The organism is Paenibacillus polysaccharolyticus, from assembly GCF_023714295.1.
Lineage (GTDB): Bacteria > Bacillota > Bacilli > Paenibacillales > Paenibacillaceae > Paenibacillus > Paenibacillus polysaccharolyticus_A.
Genome location: NZ_JAMAUN010000011.1, coordinates 203,298 through 222,822 on the forward strand (window position 1 = coordinate 203,298; position 19,525 = coordinate 222,822).

General features: G+C 46.9%; 16 protein-coding genes and 1 pseudogene. 4 read left to right on the forward strand and 13 right to left on the reverse strand.

Annotation, left to right across the window (positions count from 1 at the left end):
• Positions 1–239: 239 nt before the first annotated feature.
• Positions 240–416 carry a CsbD family protein gene (locus M3629_RS22855; protein WP_090921556.1) on the forward strand — a complete coding sequence of 59 codons (177 nt, stop codon included), beginning with the start codon at positions 240–242 and terminating at the stop codon, positions 414–416.
• A 192-nt stretch (positions 417–608) separates the two neighbouring features.
• Here the strand turns inward: M3629_RS22855 and M3629_RS22860 are convergent, their stop codons facing one another.
• The gene (locus M3629_RS22860; RefSeq protein WP_251510601.1) at positions 609–1,610 is read right to left on the reverse strand and encodes an NAD-dependent epimerase/dehydratase family protein; all 1,002 of its coding nucleotides are present in this window, start codon (positions 1,608–1,610) and stop codon (positions 609–611) included.
• Between the two features lie 154 nt (positions 1,611–1,764).
• Between M3629_RS22860 and M3629_RS22865 the strand changes: the two genes are divergently transcribed.
• Positions 1,765–2,292 (forward strand): cupin domain-containing protein, encoded by a 528-nt coding sequence (locus M3629_RS22865; RefSeq protein ID WP_251510604.1) that lies wholly within the window; start codon positions 1,765–1,767, stop codon positions 2,290–2,292.
• A gap of 203 nt (positions 2,293–2,495) precedes the next feature.
• Here M3629_RS22865 and M3629_RS22870 read toward each other — a convergent pair whose 3' ends face one another.
• From M3629_RS22870 to M3629_RS22910, 9 genes and pseudogenes are all read right to left on the reverse strand, one after another.
• Entirely contained in the window at positions 2,496–3,155 is a 660-nt protein-coding gene (locus tag M3629_RS22870; protein ID WP_251510606.1) for a TVP38/TMEM64 family protein, read from the reverse strand.
• Between the two features lie 264 nt (positions 3,156–3,419).
• A pseudogene (locus M3629_RS22875) lies at positions 3,420–3,857 on the reverse strand (HNH endonuclease); the annotation flags it as partial.
• A gap of 1,116 nt (positions 3,858–4,973) precedes the next feature.
• Positions 4,974–5,123, reverse strand: coding sequence for a hypothetical protein (locus M3629_RS22880; protein WP_186809694.1), 150 nt, complete (start codon positions 5,121–5,123; stop codon positions 4,974–4,976).
• A gap of 346 nt (positions 5,124–5,469) precedes the next feature.
• A complete protein-coding gene (locus tag M3629_RS22885; RefSeq protein ID WP_251510609.1) occupies positions 5,470–6,642 on the reverse strand; it encodes an acyltransferase in 1,173 nt (390 codons plus the stop codon).
• A gap of 211 nt (positions 6,643–6,853) precedes the next feature.
• Positions 6,854–7,342 carry a GyrI-like domain-containing protein gene (locus tag M3629_RS22890; protein ID WP_251510612.1) on the reverse strand — a complete coding sequence of 163 codons (489 nt, stop codon included), beginning with the start codon at positions 7,340–7,342 and terminating at the stop codon, positions 6,854–6,856.
• Between the two features lie 186 nt (positions 7,343–7,528).
• Positions 7,529–8,884, reverse strand: coding sequence for a cryptochrome/photolyase family protein (locus M3629_RS22895; protein WP_251510613.1), 1,356 nt, complete (start codon positions 8,882–8,884; stop codon positions 7,529–7,531).
• A gap of 194 nt (positions 8,885–9,078) precedes the next feature.
• Positions 9,079–10,248: a response regulator gene (locus M3629_RS22900; RefSeq protein WP_221786742.1), complete on the reverse strand. Its 1,170-nt coding sequence runs from the start codon at positions 10,246–10,248 to the stop codon at positions 9,079–9,081.
• Positions 10,249–10,352: 104 nt separating this feature from the next.
• Positions 10,353–13,466 (reverse strand): hybrid sensor histidine kinase/response regulator, encoded by a 3,114-nt coding sequence (locus M3629_RS22905; protein WP_251510614.1) that lies wholly within the window; start codon positions 13,464–13,466, stop codon positions 10,353–10,355.
• Positions 13,467–13,781: 315 nt separating this feature from the next.
• Positions 13,782–14,201: an SRPBCC family protein gene (locus M3629_RS22910; RefSeq protein WP_251510616.1), complete on the reverse strand. Its 420-nt coding sequence runs from the start codon at positions 14,199–14,201 to the stop codon at positions 13,782–13,784.
• Positions 14,202–14,397: 196 nt separating this feature from the next.
• On the opposite strand from M3629_RS22910, the gene M3629_RS22915 reads away from it, so the two are divergent.
• Positions 14,398–15,165 carry a class I SAM-dependent methyltransferase gene (locus M3629_RS22915; protein WP_251510618.1) on the forward strand — a complete coding sequence of 256 codons (768 nt, stop codon included), beginning with the start codon at positions 14,398–14,400 and terminating at the stop codon, positions 15,163–15,165.
• A gap of 414 nt (positions 15,166–15,579) precedes the next feature.
• Here the strand turns inward: M3629_RS22915 and M3629_RS22920 are convergent, their stop codons facing one another.
• Both M3629_RS22920 and M3629_RS22925 read right to left on the reverse strand, forming a co-directional pair.
• On the reverse strand, positions 15,580–16,614 hold the full coding sequence (locus M3629_RS22920; RefSeq protein WP_251510631.1) for an NADH:flavin oxidoreductase/NADH oxidase: 1,035 nt from the start codon (positions 16,612–16,614) through the stop codon (positions 15,580–15,582).
• A 107-nt stretch (positions 16,615–16,721) separates the two neighbouring features.
• Positions 16,722–16,916: a 2-hydroxymuconate tautomerase gene (locus M3629_RS22925; RefSeq protein ID WP_251510634.1), complete on the reverse strand. Its 195-nt coding sequence runs from the start codon at positions 16,914–16,916 to the stop codon at positions 16,722–16,724.
• Positions 16,917–17,253: 337 nt separating this feature from the next.
• Between M3629_RS22925 and pepT the strand changes: the two genes are divergently transcribed.
• Positions 17,254–18,492: a peptidase T gene (pepT, locus tag M3629_RS22930; protein ID WP_251510637.1), complete on the forward strand. Its 1,239-nt coding sequence runs from the start codon at positions 17,254–17,256 to the stop codon at positions 18,490–18,492.
• A gap of 92 nt (positions 18,493–18,584) precedes the next feature.
• On the opposite strand, the gene M3629_RS22935 is transcribed toward pepT, so the two are convergent.
• Positions 18,585–19,277 (reverse strand): Crp/Fnr family transcriptional regulator, encoded by a 693-nt coding sequence (locus M3629_RS22935; RefSeq protein ID WP_251510638.1) that lies wholly within the window; start codon positions 19,275–19,277, stop codon positions 18,585–18,587.
• Between the last annotated feature and the right edge of the window lie 248 nt (positions 19,278–19,525).

Consider the following 19,525-nt stretch of genomic DNA (forward strand, 5'->3'; position numbering starts at 1 on the left):
AATCTACCGTTCATGCAACGAATTTGGTCACTTCGGTTATTATGCAGCGCCAGCCCCAGCCTTATTCTTTTCGTTCAAACATCTTACTTAAATAAGTATGGACCTTCTCGAATGGGAATGCAAAAATTCCACACTAACATTACAGCACCCCTTCTCCAATCTCTTCCTAGCGTAAACGTTTAAATTATCCTCAGCCCGGTTAATAAGGACTACACCAGACAACGAAGGAGATGTTCGATATGAGTAATTCAACTGGCGATAAAATCAAAGCAGGCATTAACAAGGCCAAAGGCGAAGTGAAGGATCAGATCGGTAACGCAACAAACAATAAGTCCCTTCAAGCTGAGGGTAAAATGGATAAGGCCAAAGGCGCCGTTCAAGATAAAGTGGCCGATGTGAAAAAACATCACGAATAATATAATCAGGTTCGCGTACTCGGCGGTATTCTACGCATCTTGCGTGAAGATCCCTAAAGAGTATTGAACTAGCCTAGCTGTCGAATTTTGAGGTTCGGATGGATTCTGAACATCTAAATGAACCAAAGACGGGGGCGCAAAAAAAGCCAAGGAAGGTGTTGGACAAATACCCTTCCCTGGCTTTTTTTGTTTTTATATCGCTGGTACGGAATACCTTGCCATATCAATGATAAAGCCGCGGCTTGTACGCGTTGTATGATACTCTCGGTTGAATAGCCTAACCCAGTCAGCATTCTCCTGGTACCAGCGGAATGTTTTCTCCAGGCCCTCCTCCAGTGTAGTCTGAGGATACCAGCCAAACGCTGCACGCAGCTTCCCGGAGTGAACAACCAAACTGGAACCTCTGGATTGTGTAGGCTCCAGTTCCCTGATCTCCTTCGCTGTTGCCGATCGATCGAGAGGCTCGATCAGCATCCCGATCTCTTGCATTGTCGTTCCTATACCGGTAGAGATGTTATAGATTTGTCCATCTTGGCCATGGATCATAATCTGCTCGATCGCTCGCAGCGCATCATCGATATACAGGAAATCACGTACAGCTGATCCCTGAATATCCAGTGGCAACCCGTCAAGCATGCGCCCAAAGTTACGCGGAATAATGCGGTCAGGAAGTTGCCATGGTCCGTACAGATTGGTCAGACGGAATGTTTTCACCCGAAGTTGATAACATTGGGCATAGGATTGGGCTAGTGTCTCGCAGGCGACTTTCGAGGCTGAATAAGGGGAGACAGGTGCATAAGGGTCTGATTCATTGTAGACTCTGCCCCATTTTCCACCGTACACTTCAACAGACGAAGCGAGTAAAAGCGGAATATCGTACTCTGAAGCATATTGCAGGATAGCTTGCGTGCTAAGGGTATTATTGCGGAACACCTCTGCGGGCTGATGATACGAATAGTCGACGTGAGGCATCGCAGCAAGATGAATGATGTAATCTGTGTTCAGGGGCAAATGAATATTATCTTTAGCAAGGTTACACTTGATGAAAGGCATGTCGTGCAGTGCAGAGCGGTGAATAAGTCTCTGACAATAATCATCCTGGTCGAGCAAGGTAACCTGATGTCCCTTTTGCGCCAAAAACTGTGAAAGATTAAATCCAACAAATCCTGAAGCTCCTGTAACCACAATGTTCATGCATTTTCCCCCTACTCATTTTTTCATCGAGCACTTTAAAGAGAATGTATGTATCGAGTATAGCCTGATAATGATACATTTTGTATCATATTGCTAAATATTTTTTGTTCCTTTATTTCCTGAAAGGTTAATACATGGAAAGAGGTGAAGCAAAATGAGAGATTCAGGGCAAGATCATAGCGATATCCAGTCCATGAATTTTCAGGACGATGGAGTCATTCCGAATCATCCGTACCTACCCGTGCTTCTATACAAAGGAGTCTGGTGTACTGAACCGACCCGTGCCGAATCCAACTTGAACCGGAACGGCTGGGGCAATAGCTGGATCAACGGTGTATACGACTATCATCATTATCACAGCAATGCACACGAAGCGCTTGCGGTAATAAGCGGATTTGTGCGGTTGATTATAGGCGGTGAGAACGGAAAGAAGGTATATCTGGAGAGTGGTGACGTCGTTGTATTGCCTGCCGGAACCGGTCATAAACGTCTGGAAGCAAGTCCTGATTTTCAGGTCGCGGGAGCTTATCCTGGAGGTATGCGTTACAACACTCGTACAGGCAAACCCGGGGAGCGGCCTGAGGTATTGCAAGAGATTCTAGAGGTTCCTGTACCGGGCACAGACCCGGTGTATGGGGAAGGCGGGCCTTTAACCTGGCTTTGGATCAATCGTAGAGTTTGAGTTGTATTTCGTGTTTTACATTTTCATAAACAGGGGGAGATTTCCCGAGTAGAGCTACATAAGGAAATCTCCCCCTGCTATTTAAACACGAACGTATGGCACGCGGGTTCCCCCATATCTAGCTTACCTTGAAGTACAAGTTGACGTACCCGGTATTTCAATAACGAGGTCTCCAACATCCTGTTTACTTCGCTCGGCTAAGTTTATGAGGAAATTGATTTTTCTGAAGCCTGATGCACTGAATGTCGTTCATCCCGATCGGGGTTGAACCGGGTGAAGTGACGTTCCAATTTCCGGCTCGCCCACAGGGATACTGCAATGAATAACACGACGCCGATCCAGCGTACCGGATGCTCCAGAAACTGTTCTACGTTTGAACCAATGTACGTTACAGAAAAAATCATAATCCCTTTACCGAGTCCCACCGCAAGCAGGAAGGATGACAATCGCATACGAGCGATACCTGCGGCCACATTAATAATGACAAACGGACCCACTGGAAAAATGCTAAGCAGGAACACATAACTGAATGCATTTCTACGAATCCATACCATGCTGCGCTTTACACGCGGTTTGCGGGACCACTTTTCCACAAAGGCAGACTTTCCGATCTCTCGTACGATCAGGAATGTCACGGTACAGCCAAGCACCATACCGATCCAGGAGTACAAAAATCCTGCCCACAACCCGTACACCGCTCCATTCACACCTACAATCAATAATGTTGGGAGCGGAGGTACAAATGACTTCATAAACGTAAGCAAAATGCCCGGCAGTGGACCGAGAGAACGAAACTTCTCCAGCCAGAACCGAATATTTTCCTCCGTGATGTATGACATAATATCAAGTGCTGCTGGTGTCATCCACATCCATCCAATCTATTCGATCTATTTCATTCGTAAAACTACGGGTAGCATTGGTCATCAAAAATAGTACGTTTTTAAAATAATTCGACTGCCACCCTCCAAGTATAACGTACATTAGGATATAGCATCATTGTCAATTTGAAGAAATATTTGAAGAAGAGAGCAAACCAAAAAAGCACATCCTGATCGTTCATCTGGATGTGCTTTACATATGAGAGCGCCTAAAAACTTCTATTTTCAGGAGCATGGCTTGTCTATCGCTTATTCCAATCCCGTTTCCTGTATCCCCAGTGCGAGTAGTTCTGCCTGATGGGATGCATTCCATTCCGGAATGCCCGAACGAATAAATTCATCCGCGTCCATCGCCGCTTTGGATTGATTACACAGATTGCAGGCACATACACAATTGAACGGTGTCGTATGTCCCCCTTTGGCCCGTGGAAGGAGATGATCAATGGTATCTCCGTAGGAGCCACAGAAGTAACAGGTATACTTGTCACGGTCCAGAATAAACCGCTTGAAATCCTTGTTGCTGAACAATCGGCGAATAGTATACCGATTGACCACAACGGCAGCTTTTTCTTTCACTAGTGTAACGGCAAGTTCCATGTCCACTTCCTGATGCCAGCGGCGTCCTTTGTCGGTTTTGCCGCGCATGCGCACCATGCCTTGACGGTTGGTCCGAAGCGAAGCCGGATCTTCCGGATCAATTGCTGCCGGCGGCGCGTGATGACGCCGCGGACGGCCATCCATGCCAGCCCCGTGACTGCGGCTGGCATGCGATGGCTCGCGCCCTGCGGCGGCTGGCTTTGCCTGGGCCGCCGCAGAAGTCTTGCCCGTGCTGGCATCGCCACGGGCAAGGCCTGGCTCCGGCGCAGGGGCCTCAGCAGCTCCGCTGCGGGCCTGCCCTGCGACGGGCGCGAGCGCGGCAGCTCGCTTGCGGCGCCGCTTGCGTTTGCGCCGGGCCGCGGGCGGTTCGTCCGCAGCCACAGGCGCTGGCCCTGCTTCCGGGCCTTGCGGCGTAGCCGGCAGCAGGGCTTGGGCCGCCGACGCGGGCTCGGCGGCCGGAACTGCAGCGGCAGCTCGCTTGCGCGCCCGCTGTGCACTGCCCTTGCCATTCGCAGCGGCTATGCCTGGCGAATGCACATCGCCGGACGGATGCTCCCCGCCCGGCAGCCCCCCATCCGCCGCATGGAAATCGGTGGACACCTCACCCTCGCTCTCTGCCTGAACAGAGGCATAAGTGTTTATCATCTCTGACGGCTTCTTTTTTCGCCGTCTTCGTCGTTTTTTTCGCTGGTTGGGTGTAGCACTAGTCGAAGCAAACGCTGCATCCTGCTCCACCTGGCCGATCAGCACAGCCCCAGCGTCAGCATGTGAATTTACGTGTTGGCCCAGATCACGGCCCCGTTCATTGCCTGTATCCAACCCCAGCGACGCGATGTGCTCGTTCCGTTCCCGTTCGTTCTTCACCGCAGATGAAGTCATATCTCCCCGAAGGTTGTTGTCCAACCCATCTTGACCACGATGTTCCGGCTTTACAGATGGGGAATTTGGGGCCACTCTCATATCAGAGTTACGATGTTCTCGTACACCGAGTTGACGACAACGGCGACAGGCTCCGCGTCTGGCTCCGGAACTCGCACGCCTTCCCGTTCTACGCCGAAACTCCGACGCAGGCCGTCGCTCTCCGCAATACATACATGTCTTGGTTTGTCGCGTTTCGTGTTCTGTCTTCCCTTCGCGGAAAGGGGCTGATCCTGTCTCCATGGTTGTCACCTCGGTTCCGAATGAATCCGGTTTCTTTCTATTGTATCACAACTGCTCGCGAACACCCTCATAGCTATAAGACTTGTATTCTTCCGACTTAAATTCAGTTGCCTGCTCACTGCATTCGTGGAGAATGTGCTCCACATATTCCAATATATCTTGCATCGGTTTCCCGCATTGTTCACATCTTGTCATGTATGATCACCTTGATCCTGTTCTCGAAGTTTTCTATAAGTTGAACTAAAGCTGTCTAAACTGAACACTACGACGACAGAATAACCTTCCCATCGCTGTTATCCCCGGATTTTTCTGTCCTCTCCGTTTCTGTGTAAATAAGTAGTTCAACTTATATAGTAGTTATTATCTTTCCGCCTTATGATTACCCTTGTATTCTGAAAAAGAAACATTCGTTCCCACGATAAACACCCATAGTATCTGCAAAACCCCGGAATCACTTCAGCACAACAAAAAGCCATTCTCGAACTCAACCTAAGGCTGAACCGGAAAATGGCTTTTAATCAGGTATGATCTGACTTCAAAATCAAACATCCACTTGCCCCGAATGTTGTTGCGGTACAAGACGCGGCTTCGGTTTGGGCAAATTACCAAAGATAATCCAGGCATGTGGCAGGAATCGTGCCGCCAGCCCAACCACAATCCATGAAGCGATCAGTGCAATACCAAATCCGGCGGCGTACCACAGATGAATCAACCAGGATACCCCCGTTTGGGGTGGATGCTCACGATAAAACAAAAGGAAAAACGGATGAATCAGATAAATGCCGAAGGATAATGCACCCAGTCGATTTAGCGGTTTGACGATTAGTGCAGGACCTTTGCGGTAGAGCAAGTATGCAATCTGAATAATGACCAGTGCACAGGCAAAGGTATGCACATTCCAGAAAAGCTCATACCATAACGTGTTATAGGTCGCAATTTTCAACCGTAGCAAATAATAAATATATACGTGAGCAAGTCCCGCCGTGATCCACACAACCCACAGCACAATCCATGAAACTACGCGCATTTTAGTTGCATTCGCCCGGCTGATCACAAACCATTGTTTGATCTGTGGGAAATATACGCCCATAAAAGCTCCAAGCATGAAATAGGAGAAATAAGAGAAAGCCCAGCTTCCTTTGTTGGGCACCTGGAACCCGTATTTATTACTGACGATGAAGACCCATTGAATAAAAAGCCCGATCGGGATAGACCACTTTACAACAGAAGGATGTTTCTTCAATAGCCATAGCACGAGTGGAAAGATGAGATAAAATTGCATATTAATAAAAACAAAGTATAGATGCGTGTAGGCTTTGCCTGTAAACAGCCTTTCAATAAAAGTAATCAACGACTCATTAAACGGGCGTCCCTGGTAATACAGGTAATGCAGCACAACAAAATACATAATCGAAAACAGGAAGTAAGGCAACAAAATGTAGACAAAGCGCTTCTTGTAAAAATTCGTGACTAATCTCTTGTCTAGCGGACGGGTATAATAATTATAGAACAACACAAAGCTGCTCAAAAAAATAAAGGTTGGTGTACCATATTTCATGAAAATATTAACAAAGTTGTACAACCAATAGTAACTGGAATTGGTCATTTCCAGCGTAGCATTGGAGGTGGAATGTACAAATAGCACACCGATAATCGCCACAGCCCGTACGAGATTTAACTCCGGGATTCGTTCTCTTTTCAGTGTTTGACTCATGGTTTAGAGGTTCTCCTTTATGTATTCGTCAATATGTTAAATATGACTTAGTCCATTAAGCTCTCTATCTATTAAAAGGCATATCGCTTAACATGTGTAGTCCAATTCCTTAATTTTTCTTTAATTTCCAAGAAGTTTTCAGATCATTCACATCATCAGACATGTCAAAAAGACCGCTGTGACGCGGCCTGAGACTTGTTGTGTCGTTACTCTAACTTTTTTTATTTACCGGTACAAAAATGTTGAATTCAGGTTCATGATCATTGGAATCCTGCTTCATAGGGTACACTTCATAATGCGTAAGCGGTTCATTCGATAGACAAAGTCCCTGTTCTTCAATCCATGCATAGATTAAATGATAAGAAGATTCAATGGATTCTCCTTTGATATGGGTGTATTTCACATAATCATGTGCCGGAACTTCAAATTGAACCATTCCCTCCGGGACATTCGGAGATGCCACGTCATCTACCTGGACGGCAACATAGTGGACAAACCCGGTTTCTGTCATATGATACGACAAACCCAATAGCTCATCCGGGCGCATCATATTCTTGATTTCATGCAGGCGACGCTTGAATTCGGTCTGCACCTTGCGAATACCTCCAGCCCCTGCCTCAGCGAACGTCCCCTCCCATTTCAGACCAATCATTGTTGCGGCCTCTTTACCGATCAACTCTGCAGATTGTATTTGTTTCATACACCTCATCCCTTCGTTCAACAATAAAATCGACAATGCCATGTTTTCCTGTTCTAACTCTATCTTATACTAAAACAGTATCAAATTCTGTAATTAAATACCATATTTAATTTCATTTCGCACATGTCCTAATTTATATAACAAAAGGCAAGGAGTTTCCTCCCTGCCTTCATCATCATTCAAAATTCAGTTTTTCTCCCGACTCGCCAGAATCTGCTTGTACACGTCAATGGCTGCCTGTCTGGAAACTTTCAGATCTACGATCGCATCCTTGCGTGGTTGGTGAATCTCCTTGCTATGCAAATCCTTCAACTCGGGTAGCCACTTGCGAATATAGTCGCCCTGAGCATCATACTTCTCAGACTGCGTAACCGGATTATTTACACGGAAATATGGCGCAGCATTTTCACCCAGCGAGGCGCACCACAGCCAGTTCCCCCGATTCTGGATGTTATCATAATCTTTCAGCTTCCTTCTGAAGTATGCTTCTCCCAGCGTGAACGGGCACTGAAGGTTTTTCGTCAAAAACATTGCTGTCAGAATGCGGAGCCGATTAGGCATATGCCCAGTCTCGTTCAGTTCTGTCATGGCTGCATCAATAATCGGAATGCCCGTTTCCGCTCTGCACCAACGTTCGAAATGAGTATCTTGAAGAACAGAGAGATCATACACTTTTTCATACGTAAAATAATCTTGCTCATAGACTGCCCTGTACAAGTAGAAATCGCGGAAACAGAGCTGTCTGATCCACTCCCCAGCTCCGGATATACGCTGTGCAGCATCAAACATCTTGCGAATAGATACCGCCCCCACAGCTACATAAGAGCTGAGATGGCTTGGCTCATAGGCCTCGAACTCATCCCGATGATCCCCGTAATCTGCTACTCGTTCGGACAGAAAACGATCCAGCAACATATGTGGATTCTCTTCATCTCCTGCCTCATCCGAATTCTCCAACAAAGCATGAGGAACCTTCATAGCCTCCGGCCAATCCACAATTCGTTCAGTGACGTCCACGTCTGCAATCGTAGTTGCCGATGGTGGATTAGGATGTTCATTCATGAATTCAACCCAGCGTCGATGGAAGGCAGCAAAAACTTTATAGGGTTCTGATTTGTCTGTGAAACTGGCGAAGGCCTTCAGATCAATCAGCAAATGATCCGTCAGTTGGGTGAATGTGATCCCATAGGATTCACAGACTTTACGTATCTCTCGATCCCGTTCCATCGCATATGGCGTCATGTCCCGATGGACGACAATCTCACTGATCTTGTCCTCCATGTGGCTCAGTAACCAATCCACCACTTCGGCGGGTTTGCCATAAGCTAATTGCAGCTGCCGTTTCGCTTTCTTATACATTCTGCCCAGTGTTGCAGCATGACGGAGGAAGTTTGCACCGCTATGCTCCTTCTCACGGCCTTGCCGGAGCAGGAATGGATCATAGATCAATACATGCAGGCTCTCTTCTTCCTGCTCACGCAAATAATCCAAAGCGCTTAGATCATCTGTGCGCAGATCTTTGCGGTGTATGAATAATTTCATGCGCTACACCCCTTCTGCCTAGGGCGTGTCTTGAAACCTATTGAAGTGCATCTTTCACCGCCTTTTCCCCCCTGCTGCGTCAGTTTCCCTTGACGTGCCCCAGCACGCCTGCAGAAAACTTCCTTGCTTGGAACGAAAATTCAGCAAAACCTGCCTTCTTCAGAGTTTTCAGACACGCCCTAAATATCTATTGTCTATTGTTTGGTCAGACTTTCGTATAGTTTGCTCGTTTCAGGTTCGGGCTGATGACCCAAATCCTCTTTCAAGGTCAATGTAAAGGAATGATACAGTCGCAATATGCCTTGTTGATCATCCATGGAAGCATAGATCTCCATCATTAACCGGCAGATTTCTTCTGAATAAGGCTCACGTTCCTGCAATTCCATTAATAGCTCAATCGCCTGCTCGCCCCGCTTGTGGGACATCTCCCAATGAGCGATATCCATGACAAGTCCCATATACTTACGACGGAGCTCCCTGCTCTTGGATCTGGCCCAATCATAGTCATGCTCTTCCAGATAATCGCCGCGATACAGCAGGGCGACCTGTCTCAGCTCGTTCACATTATCCGAAGTAACAGCTTCATAGGACAAGGCCTGCTCAAATTGTTCAATATCGCTCACCAAGTTACCTGTCAGCAGACGATAACGGTTCATATTGTACTCCAGCTTGCCTGTCATGTTCCATTCCTTCAATAATTTGCGAATCTGATAGACAGAAGTATGTAGCAGTGTCAGCCCTTTATCCTGAGATACATCGGCCCAAAGCTTATCAAGCAGAACCTCCTTGCTTACCCACTCTTCCCGGTGATGAAACAAAAATGCAAATAACTCCTGAGATTTGGTGGTGCGCCATTTATGCTTCTCGGCGCTATGATCCATACTTCTGAATATATCCAGATGTTTAAAAGTCAACAAACCAGGTGCTTTAAATTCCAACTCCTCGGCCTGGGCTTCAGGTTCCGATTCTTGCACCTCCATCGTCGCTGCTGTCTGAGCGTGATAAGACATCGTACCTGCAATACGATCGATGGTCTTGCTAAGTCTGGCAGAACTGACCGGTTTTAATACATAATCCAGAGCATGCAACTCGAATGCCTCCACCGCATGGTCCGCATACGCGGTTACAAATATGATTCGAATGCTTGAATCGAGTTGCTGTATATATTCAGCCGCTTCCAGACCATTAACCTCTGGCATACCAATATCCAGAAATACAACATCCACACGATCGATGGTCAAATAATGAATACCTTCGCGTGCTGTTGAAAAACATTGAACAGGATTAATTCTTCCATCTGACTGCAGCAGGCGCTGCAGATGAAGCTGCGCCGGCTTCTCATCATCAATGACTATGGCTCTCAACGTTCCCCAACCTCCTGCCATGAGAGATTTAATATGGATAGCCGCTATATCGGCTTTAGCTTATTCATGTTAACCATACTTACCCAATCCATGAACTCAAAGTCTCATGTAAAATGATTAACCTGGTTCAGCGGAATATGAAATTGAATTTGTGTACCGCTTCCTACATGACTCTGAATATTCAGTCCCTGTCCATAGAGCGACATAAGACGGCGATTGATATTTTGAAGCCCAACACCTCCGGGACCTTCTGTTCGACCTGACTTCACCTGAGCCATACGTTCAGGAGGTATACCCACACCGTCATCCTGTACACGAACGATGACATCGTCACCTTCCTGGAAAATATGAAGCCGCACCGTACCGCCTGCAGCCCTCTCCATAACCCCATGACGAATCGCATTCTCTACAAGCGGTTGAATGGTGAGCGGTGGTAAAAACAACCTTAAATCCGGCTGTACTTCATATTTAACGACAAGCCTGTCTTCAAACCTCGCCTGTTCCAGATGAACGTAGGACTCTACCAATTCGAGCTCTTTGTACAACGGAACCAGTTGATCCCTGTTCTGAAAATCAAAGCTACCTCGCAAATAATGACTCAATTCGATAAGCAGGTCCGTTGCCTTATCGGGATCTACAGCACAAGTTGCAATAATTACATTCAGCGCATTGTAGAGAAAATGAGGTTTGATCTGCGCCTGAAGAAAGGCCATCTCCGCCCGAATCGTATCCTGTACAGAGGTACGCAGGTCGATCAGCGTTCGAACCCGCGCCCGTAATTCACCCGCATCGACAGGTTTACTCAGAAAATCATTTGCCCCCGCCTGAAAGCCATGCCGAATATCCTCGGGTAATCCACGAGCAGTCAGCATCAGAATAGGCAACTCGGACAACGAACGATGCTCCCGAAGCTTGCGACAAAGCTCCGGACCGGACATTTTGGGCATCATCCAGTCGGTAATAACCAGATCTATGGATGGGTGTTGCTCATACAGCTCGATTGCTTTAAAACCGCTGTCTGCTGCAATGACCCGGTAATGCTCCGTAGAGAGCAAGTTCAGAAGCACATGTCGATTTACAGGATCATCATCCACAATCAGAATCGTAGGTTCCCCAACATGATTCCCATCCTGTTCCTGCATTGGACTGGAGTCATTCAAATCCCTGGCAACATAGTCCTTCGCCTTTTTCCCTTGTGTTGTCACATAACGAGCCGGCACGGGGTTGATCTGTTCTTGTAGTAACGGTAATTGTACAATGGGTAACGTAAAATGAAACGTCGATCCGACTCCCGGTTCTGATTCGACCCATATTTCGCCTTCACCCAACTCAACAAGTTTTTTCGTGATGCTGAGACCCAGCCCGGTCCCCTCATAAGCCCGTTCCATCGTTCCATTGCTTTGCTCGTAAGATTGGAAAATATCATGCAGCCTTTCGGATGCAATCCCCACGCCAGTATCCGCAACAGATACTCTGACCTTGTCCCCTTCCACAGAGGCATACAGCCGGATCACGCCATGCTCCGTAAACTTGTAAGCATTGCCAAGAAGGTTATAGAGAATCTGCCGCAACCGATGCTCGTCTGCTTCCACCAACGGTAATGCATCAGGCCATTGCTGAATCAGCACAATGGGCTTGTCATCGAACGTAAACCCCGAAACCTCAACCACTGTTCGAGCGACCGACTCCAGATCAACAGGGACGCGATTTAACTCGATTTCACTGTTTTTTAGTTTGGAGAAGTCCAAAATATCATTGACTAGCAGAGATAATCTTTTCCCGGTAGCAGTAATCATGGACAGATTTTTGGCTTGTTTTGGCGTAACAGCTCCTGCCGCTCCTTCCAGCATAGACTCCGCAATGTTAATAATGCCATGTAGCGGTGTCCTCAGCTCATGCGACGTATTCGCCATGAATTCATCCTTGAGGCTGTCAATCACCAGCAAACGCTCCGACAAAGCTTCCACTTCAAGGAATGACTGCGCAAAACGAATAGCTGTAACAAACATCTGAATCAGAACAAATAACAGAAGTTCAAGCAATGCTAGAAAGGCGGTATCAATGGCCACAAATGCCCCGATCGTGAACAACACAACAACCATGATAATACTCATTAGGCCGACCAACGCAAAGTGGCTGTCGTTTGTCCTCTTACGCGACCAAAAGATCATGGTTCGTATCGCATAGAATAACACCGAGAACGAAATAAGCAGCATCGGTGCTTCAAAGGCCGAGAATAGTGTGGTGGGAAAAGTAAGACCTATCAGAGACTGAGCAACAAGCAGAATAAAGCCCAAACGCACAAACCAACCATGGACGGCCCCCGGCACTAATGCAGCCAAATATCGAAGCAAAAAATAATACGAGAATGCTCCGCTGAGAAGTTGAAGTCGAAGCATCGCATCGTGCGTCAGTAAAGGTATAAATGTGGCCAGCAGCTTCTCACCATGCGTGAGGGCATACAATGCACCCGAGAGGCTGAACAGTCCTAGAAATTGGAGCTCTTTCTCACTGCGGCGCAGCCTGAACAACACGAGAAAAAAAACAGCGGGCAGAATAAATCCAAACAAGGTCATCAGATCCTTGAGCCCGTCCAACTGCTGGCTTCGGAAAATACTAGCCTCATCCCCGAATAAAACAGATGCAACTATACCTCCAGAGGCATAGCTATAATTGGATACCTGAATAATAATGTCAGCTGTATCTCCCTCTATGGAAGTAAAGCCTGTAAAGGGTAGATTCTTTTGACGGTCTGAATCTTTGGTTACCCCAGGAGAACCCATACCCCCTATGAGATTTCCATTAATAAAAATGCGATGTGACATGCGTATATTCTGTGTATGAATCCCATAACGTTTTTGTAAGTGGCTAGGGGTGAGTTGCACTTGCAAGTGATATGTTCCATAACCTTGTCCTTTTCCAAGTGCTGCATTCCATTTGGACGGAACCCGAACATCCATAGGAGCGGACAAGGGTCTGCGGCCTGACATATCCGCTTCAAAATCTTCCGGACCGAGCAGCTTGTCAGGATAGTAGTTCCAGATGCCATTTAACCGAGCGGCACCTTCCTGGCTGAAATCCCATTGACGTAAATCTATACGCCCCTTTATAACCTGAGGATTGTCCCGCTCGCTGATCCATACCTGGGCGATCCATCCCAGTGGAAGCAGAACAACACAAATGAAACTTAGCGTCAACATGATCCAGTGTTTTCTCATCTATGTATTCCTTCCACCCTCATCACAGCGACAGATATCACTTTTTGTCGATTTTTTTCTATAGATCCATGTTACACGTTTCCGGTGCTCACGGAAATAGTTCATGAACAGTTTTAGCTCATTTCATAGCAAAAAAATACTTTTGAGGCTTTCTTATGGGAAAAGGCAGGCCAAAAAGCCCCGAACTATTCTCTCCAGATGGAAACCAGGAAGAAGCCGGGGCTTAGGGATGCTCTTAGGGTAGGGTACGTAGGCACGTAGGATACGCAACGCACATCACACATTTCGTGATATTTGTGTTGGCTGGTTTAAGCTTTACTTGACGGCCTCTGCTAGCTTCTGCACAAGACCGGCCCAACCCTGAGCCATACGTTCACGGATCACCGCATGAGCCTGTCCAAATTCAGTCAGTTTATCCGCATCCCAGCCGCTGTGAATCAATGTAAAATGGGTGCCTTCCGCTTGTTCTGCAAGTTCGAATGTTAACGTCCAATCTTTTCCCCAGCGAAAGCTCAGCTTCTGTTGCGGTTGCACTTCAATTACTTGGCAAGGGGATTGTCCAAAAGGCCCTGCTTCCAGTGTGAATTCATGTCCTTCGACTGGCTCCAAATCGCTGGGCATAAACCACAAACCCAGGCCTTCTGCTGTCGAGACCTTAGGCCATACTTTTTCAACAGATGCCCTCAATACAAGTTCTTCCTTAATATCCGGTAATGCCGTTGGTGATGATTCCATTCCTGGGTTACCTCCTTGACGCTTTTTTCTAACTCAACCTATAATGGGTTTATCTTACATATAAGGTGTGTGATTCCTATGATAGTCTGCTCTGAAAAATCCATTTCCAAACACGGTTGCCGGAAGGGATAGTTCCGCAAGAATTTACCTTCCACACTTCTGTTTTAAACATACTTACTAGTGGAGGTATTATACAATGTCATTCAGTTATTACGGCCCTTTATGCACCAAGGTATACGATATTACCAAGCCTATCGGACACTCCTTGGGAGGCGATATCGAATTTTACAGCAACCTGCTGCAGCATTGCAACGGACGCATCCTTGAAGCAATGTCAGGTTCTGGCCGAATGCTCATTCCATTACTCGAAGCAGGGTTGAAAGTTGATGGAGTCGATTATTCAGAAGCTATGGTTCAGTCCTGCCGTTCCCGTTGCACCGAACGTAATCTACCTATGCCTGAGCTGTTTGTAGCCGATCTTGAAAATTTGCAGCTTCCCTATCGTTACGAAGCCATTATTATTCCAAGTGGCTCACTGATGCTTATTCAGGATCGTCGTTCTTCTATTCGAATCCTGCAGAATCTGTATGATCACTTAGAGGCAGGGGGCAGGTTAATCTTTGATCTCTTTTTGCCTGACGTGACGAAGCCCGCTTCCATTGATACATCTACTGTCCGCTTACTAGGTGGTGACACGATTACCATTGAAGTGAGAACGACCGAAATCAATCTGTTGCACCAGTATAAAACAAACCTGATTCGCTATGAACAATGGCGCCAAGGTAAACTTGTAGGCACGGAGATGCAGGAACTCACCTTAAGATGGTATGGTGTGGAGGAGTTACGTCTTGTGCTGGAGAAGATTGGATTCACCGATATCGAAGTCTATGCAGACTTTGATCCCGAGCAAGCCCCCACACAATCCAGTCAAAAGTTCGTCTATGAAGCAAGACGCAAGAAATAGTTATATGAGTTTGGTGCACAATTTGAACTACCCATAAGACTGCACCAAATAACGATGGTTCATTAAATTGGCCACCACGAACGCCTTACCAACGATACACTAACGATTCAAGAAAATAGGATGCAGAAATTCTAACGATCACCACGGGCCTTATTTGCCCCTAAACGAGGCTTTCCAAATTCTAACGATCTCCAGTGAGCTTATTTCATCGAAAAACCTGAAAAACAGTTCCCATTGAAGAAAAATAAGCCAAATAACGTCTCTGGTGATCGTTAGAAAATAGGAATGGCTGAAATCACCTAAATAAGGTTTCTCCTGATCGTTAGCGCTCTCCACGGCCGCTAAGCACTATAGCATGGCTTTCCTAGTACCCGGTGCCCCGCTTCCTGATAGGAGGCGTCAGCCACCACACCATCAATATCCCCGAGAATATTGCTCGGCAATCGCCGCCTGTTCTTTGCTGACACCCAGTTCAAGAGCAGCATGATTGGCCCAGTACGGGTCACGCAGCATGCCTCTGCCAATGGCAACCAAATCAGCATCTCCGTTGCCGATTACGGCCTGTGCCAGTGCCGCTTCCTCCAACATGCCTACAGCGATTACAGGTGCCTTCAACTCGTCCCGAAAACGACGGGCAAAAGGAACCTGATACCCCGGATAGTTCCCTGGTTTACGCTGACCAGATGGCCCTTCACCGCCCGAGCTGATGTGGAACATGTCCACGCCTGCTTCCTGATAGGCACGGCCAATCTCGATGGTATGATCAAGATCATACCCGCCGTCCGCATACTCCACCGCAGAAATTCGCATAATGAGTGGCATGTCAGCAGGCATTTCTTTTTTTACCGCGCGAATCACTTCTACGCCAAAACGAGACAGATCTTGTCCATACACATCCTCCCGATGATTCATCAGCGGAGAATGGAATTGGTGAATCAGATAACCATGCGCACCATGCAGCTCGATTGCATCCACGCCAGCTTGAACCGCACGACGCACCCCGTCTGCGAACTTCTGCACCATCGCTTCCACTTCTTCGGCGGTCAACGCACGTGGCTCTTTATATTTTTCTCCCGGAAACGTTACCACTGAGGGAGCAACCGGCTGCGGGGCATCCTCGGCTTTACGTCCTGCATGTGCGATTTGAATTGCTACTTTGGAGCCATAGGCATGCATTCCGTCCACGAGCTTGGTAAAAGCGGGGACATGTTCATCTGACCAGATCCCAAGGTCATTGTCCGTAATGCGTCCATCCGGATCAACGTCCGTCATTTCAATAATAATGAGTCCTGTTCCACCAACAGCGCGGCTCACATAGTGAACCTGATGCCATTCATTCGGGATGCCGTCCTTGGCCGTCACCGAATATTGGCACATGGGCGCCATAACGACACGGTTCTGTAACTCTAGGCTTTTGAATTGATAAGGTGAGAATAATTGCTCTGTCATTATTAAGTACAACTCCTATCCTTGGTCTATATTTTGTAGTTTTGCCAGGTGATCATGTATTAGCCTGATTCGTGGTGATCGTTAGCAGTCGCCATATCTTGACTTCATCAGTTTGGTTCCAGATCAGAGAACATTTTCCCGTTTTTGCCGTAGTTATCTTTCTCCAAATCCTCTATGAAAATAAAAACCTTACTTGCTTCCACACCCAGCGTATCGCAAGCAACCTCGGTCATTCGTTCAATCAACTGGCGCTTCTGCTCCTTCGTTTTGCCTTCCAGCATCTTCACCGTAATAAATGGCATGATCTACACACATCCTTTCTTCATAGCTATTATGAACCTGAGGTTCAAAAATTCAAGTACGCACTTTTTGGTGCCATTCCATCCCATTAGCAGAATACCCTTCTCGAAATCAGGTCAAAACATGGTATGATATCGTTACAAACTCACCAAAAGGGATATCCTACCAACAGGATTCCATTTTGAAAGGCTGAAGGAGATGTCACCATCCCGCAAAGCACAAAGACATTCTGGACTGCCTGATATCCTGAATGTGATGTGATCCAATGATAACGTTACACTTGTACAGTCTGGCAGATCATATTCAACCTATATATTACCCATAAAGGAGCGATTTCACTTGAAAGATATATTGATTCAGAGACTTAGCACATACGTACAGATGGATACCCAATCCGATGAAAATAGTGACACCTGTCCATCCACGCCCGGACAACTGGCGCTGGGCAAGCTTCTTATCGAAGAATGTACCTCCATCGGACTGCAAGAAGTCACGATGGATGAGAATGGCTATGTCATGGCAACACTTCCGTCCAATACGAACAAGGATGTGCCTGTCATTGGATTCCTCGCCCATCTCGACACTGCTACCGACTTTACCGGTAAAAATGTAAAACCACAGGTTGTCGAGAACTATGATGGCTCTGATCTCGTGCTGAACCGGGAGCTGGACGTTATTTTGTCCACTAAGGACTTCCCTGAACTCCATGAGTACAAAGGACATACGCTGATTACCACCGATGGTACAACGTTGCTCGGTGCAGATAATAAAGCAGGGATTGCCGAGATCATGACGGCGATGGCATACCTGATCGAGCACCCGGAAGTGAAACACGGCAAGATTCGGGTTGCTTTTACTCCCGATGAAGAGATCGGCCGCGGTCCACACAAGTTTGATGTCGCTGCCTTTGGTGCTAAATACGCCTACACTGTAGACGGCGGGCCACTGGGGGAACTGGAGTATGAGAGTTTTAACGCGGCAGCAGCCAAGATTACGGTACGCGGTACGAATGTGCATCCCGGTACGGCAAAAGGCAAAATGGTGAATTCACTGAAAATTGCGATGGAATTAAACAGCAAGCTACCTGTAGAGGAAGCACCTGAATCCACCGAAGGTTACGAAGGCTTCTACCACCTGCTGGCGATGGAAGGTGATGTAGAGCTGACGAAGATGCACTATATTATTCGTGATTTTGATCGGGAGAAGTTTGAAGCACGCAAAACCAACCTGTTAAACATCACAGGGGAACTGAAAGCGAAGTACGGAGATAAAAGCGTTATGGTAGAGATGAACGACCAGTACTACAATATGCGTGAAAAAATTGAGCCGGTTCGCCAGATCGTTGATATCGCGCACGAAGCCATGACAAAGCTGGGTATCGAGCCAATTATTCGTCCAATTCGGGGAGGAACAGACGGCTCCCAGCTCTCCTACATGGGCATGCCAACACCGAATATCTTCACAGGTGGGGAAAACTATCACGGCAAGTTCGAATATGTATCGGTAGATAATATGGTCAAGGCCACACAGGTTATTGTGGAGATTGCACAATTATTTGAGCAACACGGGAATGTCTGATCGAAGCAGACGGGATCAAGGTTGCTTCATACAGATAGACAGAACGCAAAAGAGCACCTTCTTCGTTGAAGGGTGCTCTTTGTAGTATCACTTCACTCGTACACATTCCCTCCTGCAATCTCTCGTAGTTCTTCCACGTTCTGAATGACTATTTTACGCCCTACTTTGCAAATAATATCTCGTCTGCACAAGTCCTGAATAACCCGATTGAGATGCCTGTAGCTGGTACCCAGCAAATCAGCAAGTTCCGTCAATTTGGATGTCTGAATCTCCTCTGATGCAGCTGTATCCTGATCAGCCGTAGATAACATATAGCTGGCAAATCTGCTTTCAACAGGATAGAGCATGTTCAGGCTCGACAGATTCGAGAACGTGTACAGCTTGTGTGTCACCTGACTCAGCATAAAATGGAGGAATTTCGGATTCTCCGCATACGTGTTCTGAATGACACGGTAGCTGATGGCGAGTAACAAACTGCGATTCACAGACTGCACGATATTGTTCGCTTCTTTTCCATTCACAAGCTCCAAATCACCCACAAGGGCGAGTGGTGTACTGAATCTGAGCAACAGTGACTTGCCATTCGGCAGTGTTGTGAAGATTTTGAGCTTACCTTCAACGAGAAAATATAAACGTTCAGGACGTTCTCCTTTTTCACAAATAATCTCGCCCTTCTCCGCCTCAAGCAAACGCAGCTCGGCAATTAACGTTTCGTCCAACACCTGATCCAATCCATGCTCCCGGACAAGTTGTCGCATAAGCTCAAAGTTCAACACTTCCTTCATCCAACCCACCTCCAACGTGATCTGTCTGATAAGCAAAATAAGTGGACACATGTCCTATATTTCAATCAAATTAGCAACGAATAATTGGCATAAAAACAGTTACAACTAGAACTAATATCCAAGAAAACGCACCACATGGGAAAAAGTTGGAATATCATTTGGAAAATAGTTCGATTTTCATGCAATCAAGCATTCAGGATATCCGATTTTTGTCCGATGAACAATAGAGGTTCTGCAAATTTTCCAAT

Coding starts and splice junctions, on each gene's coding strand:
- M3629_RS22870 (WP_251510606.1), bottom strand. CDS start 3,155: ATGACACCAGCAGCACTTGATATTATGTCATACATCACGGAGGAAAAT.
- M3629_RS22885 (WP_251510609.1), bottom strand. CDS start 6,642: ATGAGTCAAACACTGAAAAGAGAACGAATCCCGGAGTTAAATCTCGTA.
- M3629_RS22855 (WP_090921556.1), top strand. CDS start 240: ATGAGTAATTCAACTGGCGATAAAATCAAAGCAGGCATTAACAAGGCC.
- M3629_RS22865 (WP_251510604.1), top strand. CDS start 1,765: ATGAGAGATTCAGGGCAAGATCATAGCGATATCCAGTCCATGAATTTT.
- M3629_RS22905 (WP_251510614.1), bottom strand. CDS start 13,466: ATGAGAAAACACTGGATCATGTTGACGCTAAGTTTCATTTGTGTTGTT.
- M3629_RS22935 (WP_251510638.1), bottom strand. CDS start 19,277: ATGAAGGAAGTGTTGAACTTTGAGCTTATGCGACAACTTGTCCGGGAG.
- M3629_RS22920 (WP_251510631.1), bottom strand. CDS start 16,614: ATGACAGAGCAATTATTCTCACCTTATCAATTCAAAAGCCTAGAGTTA.
- M3629_RS22925 (WP_251510634.1), bottom strand. CDS start 16,916: ATGCCATTTATTACGGTGAAGATGCTGGAAGGCAAAACGAAGGAGCAG.
- M3629_RS22910 (WP_251510616.1), bottom strand. CDS start 14,201: ATGGAATCATCACCAACGGCATTACCGGATATTAAGGAAGAACTTGTA.
- M3629_RS22890 (WP_251510612.1), bottom strand. CDS start 7,342: ATGAAACAAATACAATCTGCAGAGTTGATCGGTAAAGAGGCCGCAACA.
- M3629_RS22880 (WP_186809694.1), bottom strand. CDS start 5,123: ATGACAAGATGTGAACAATGCGGGAAACCGATGCAAGATATATTGGAA.
- M3629_RS22895 (WP_251510613.1), bottom strand. CDS start 8,884: ATGAAATTATTCATACACCGCAAAGATCTGCGCACAGATGATCTAAGC.
- M3629_RS22915 (WP_251510618.1), top strand. CDS start 14,398: ATGTCATTCAGTTATTACGGCCCTTTATGCACCAAGGTATACGATATT.
- M3629_RS22860 (WP_251510601.1), bottom strand. CDS start 1,610: ATGAACATTGTGGTTACAGGAGCTTCAGGATTTGTTGGATTTAATCTT.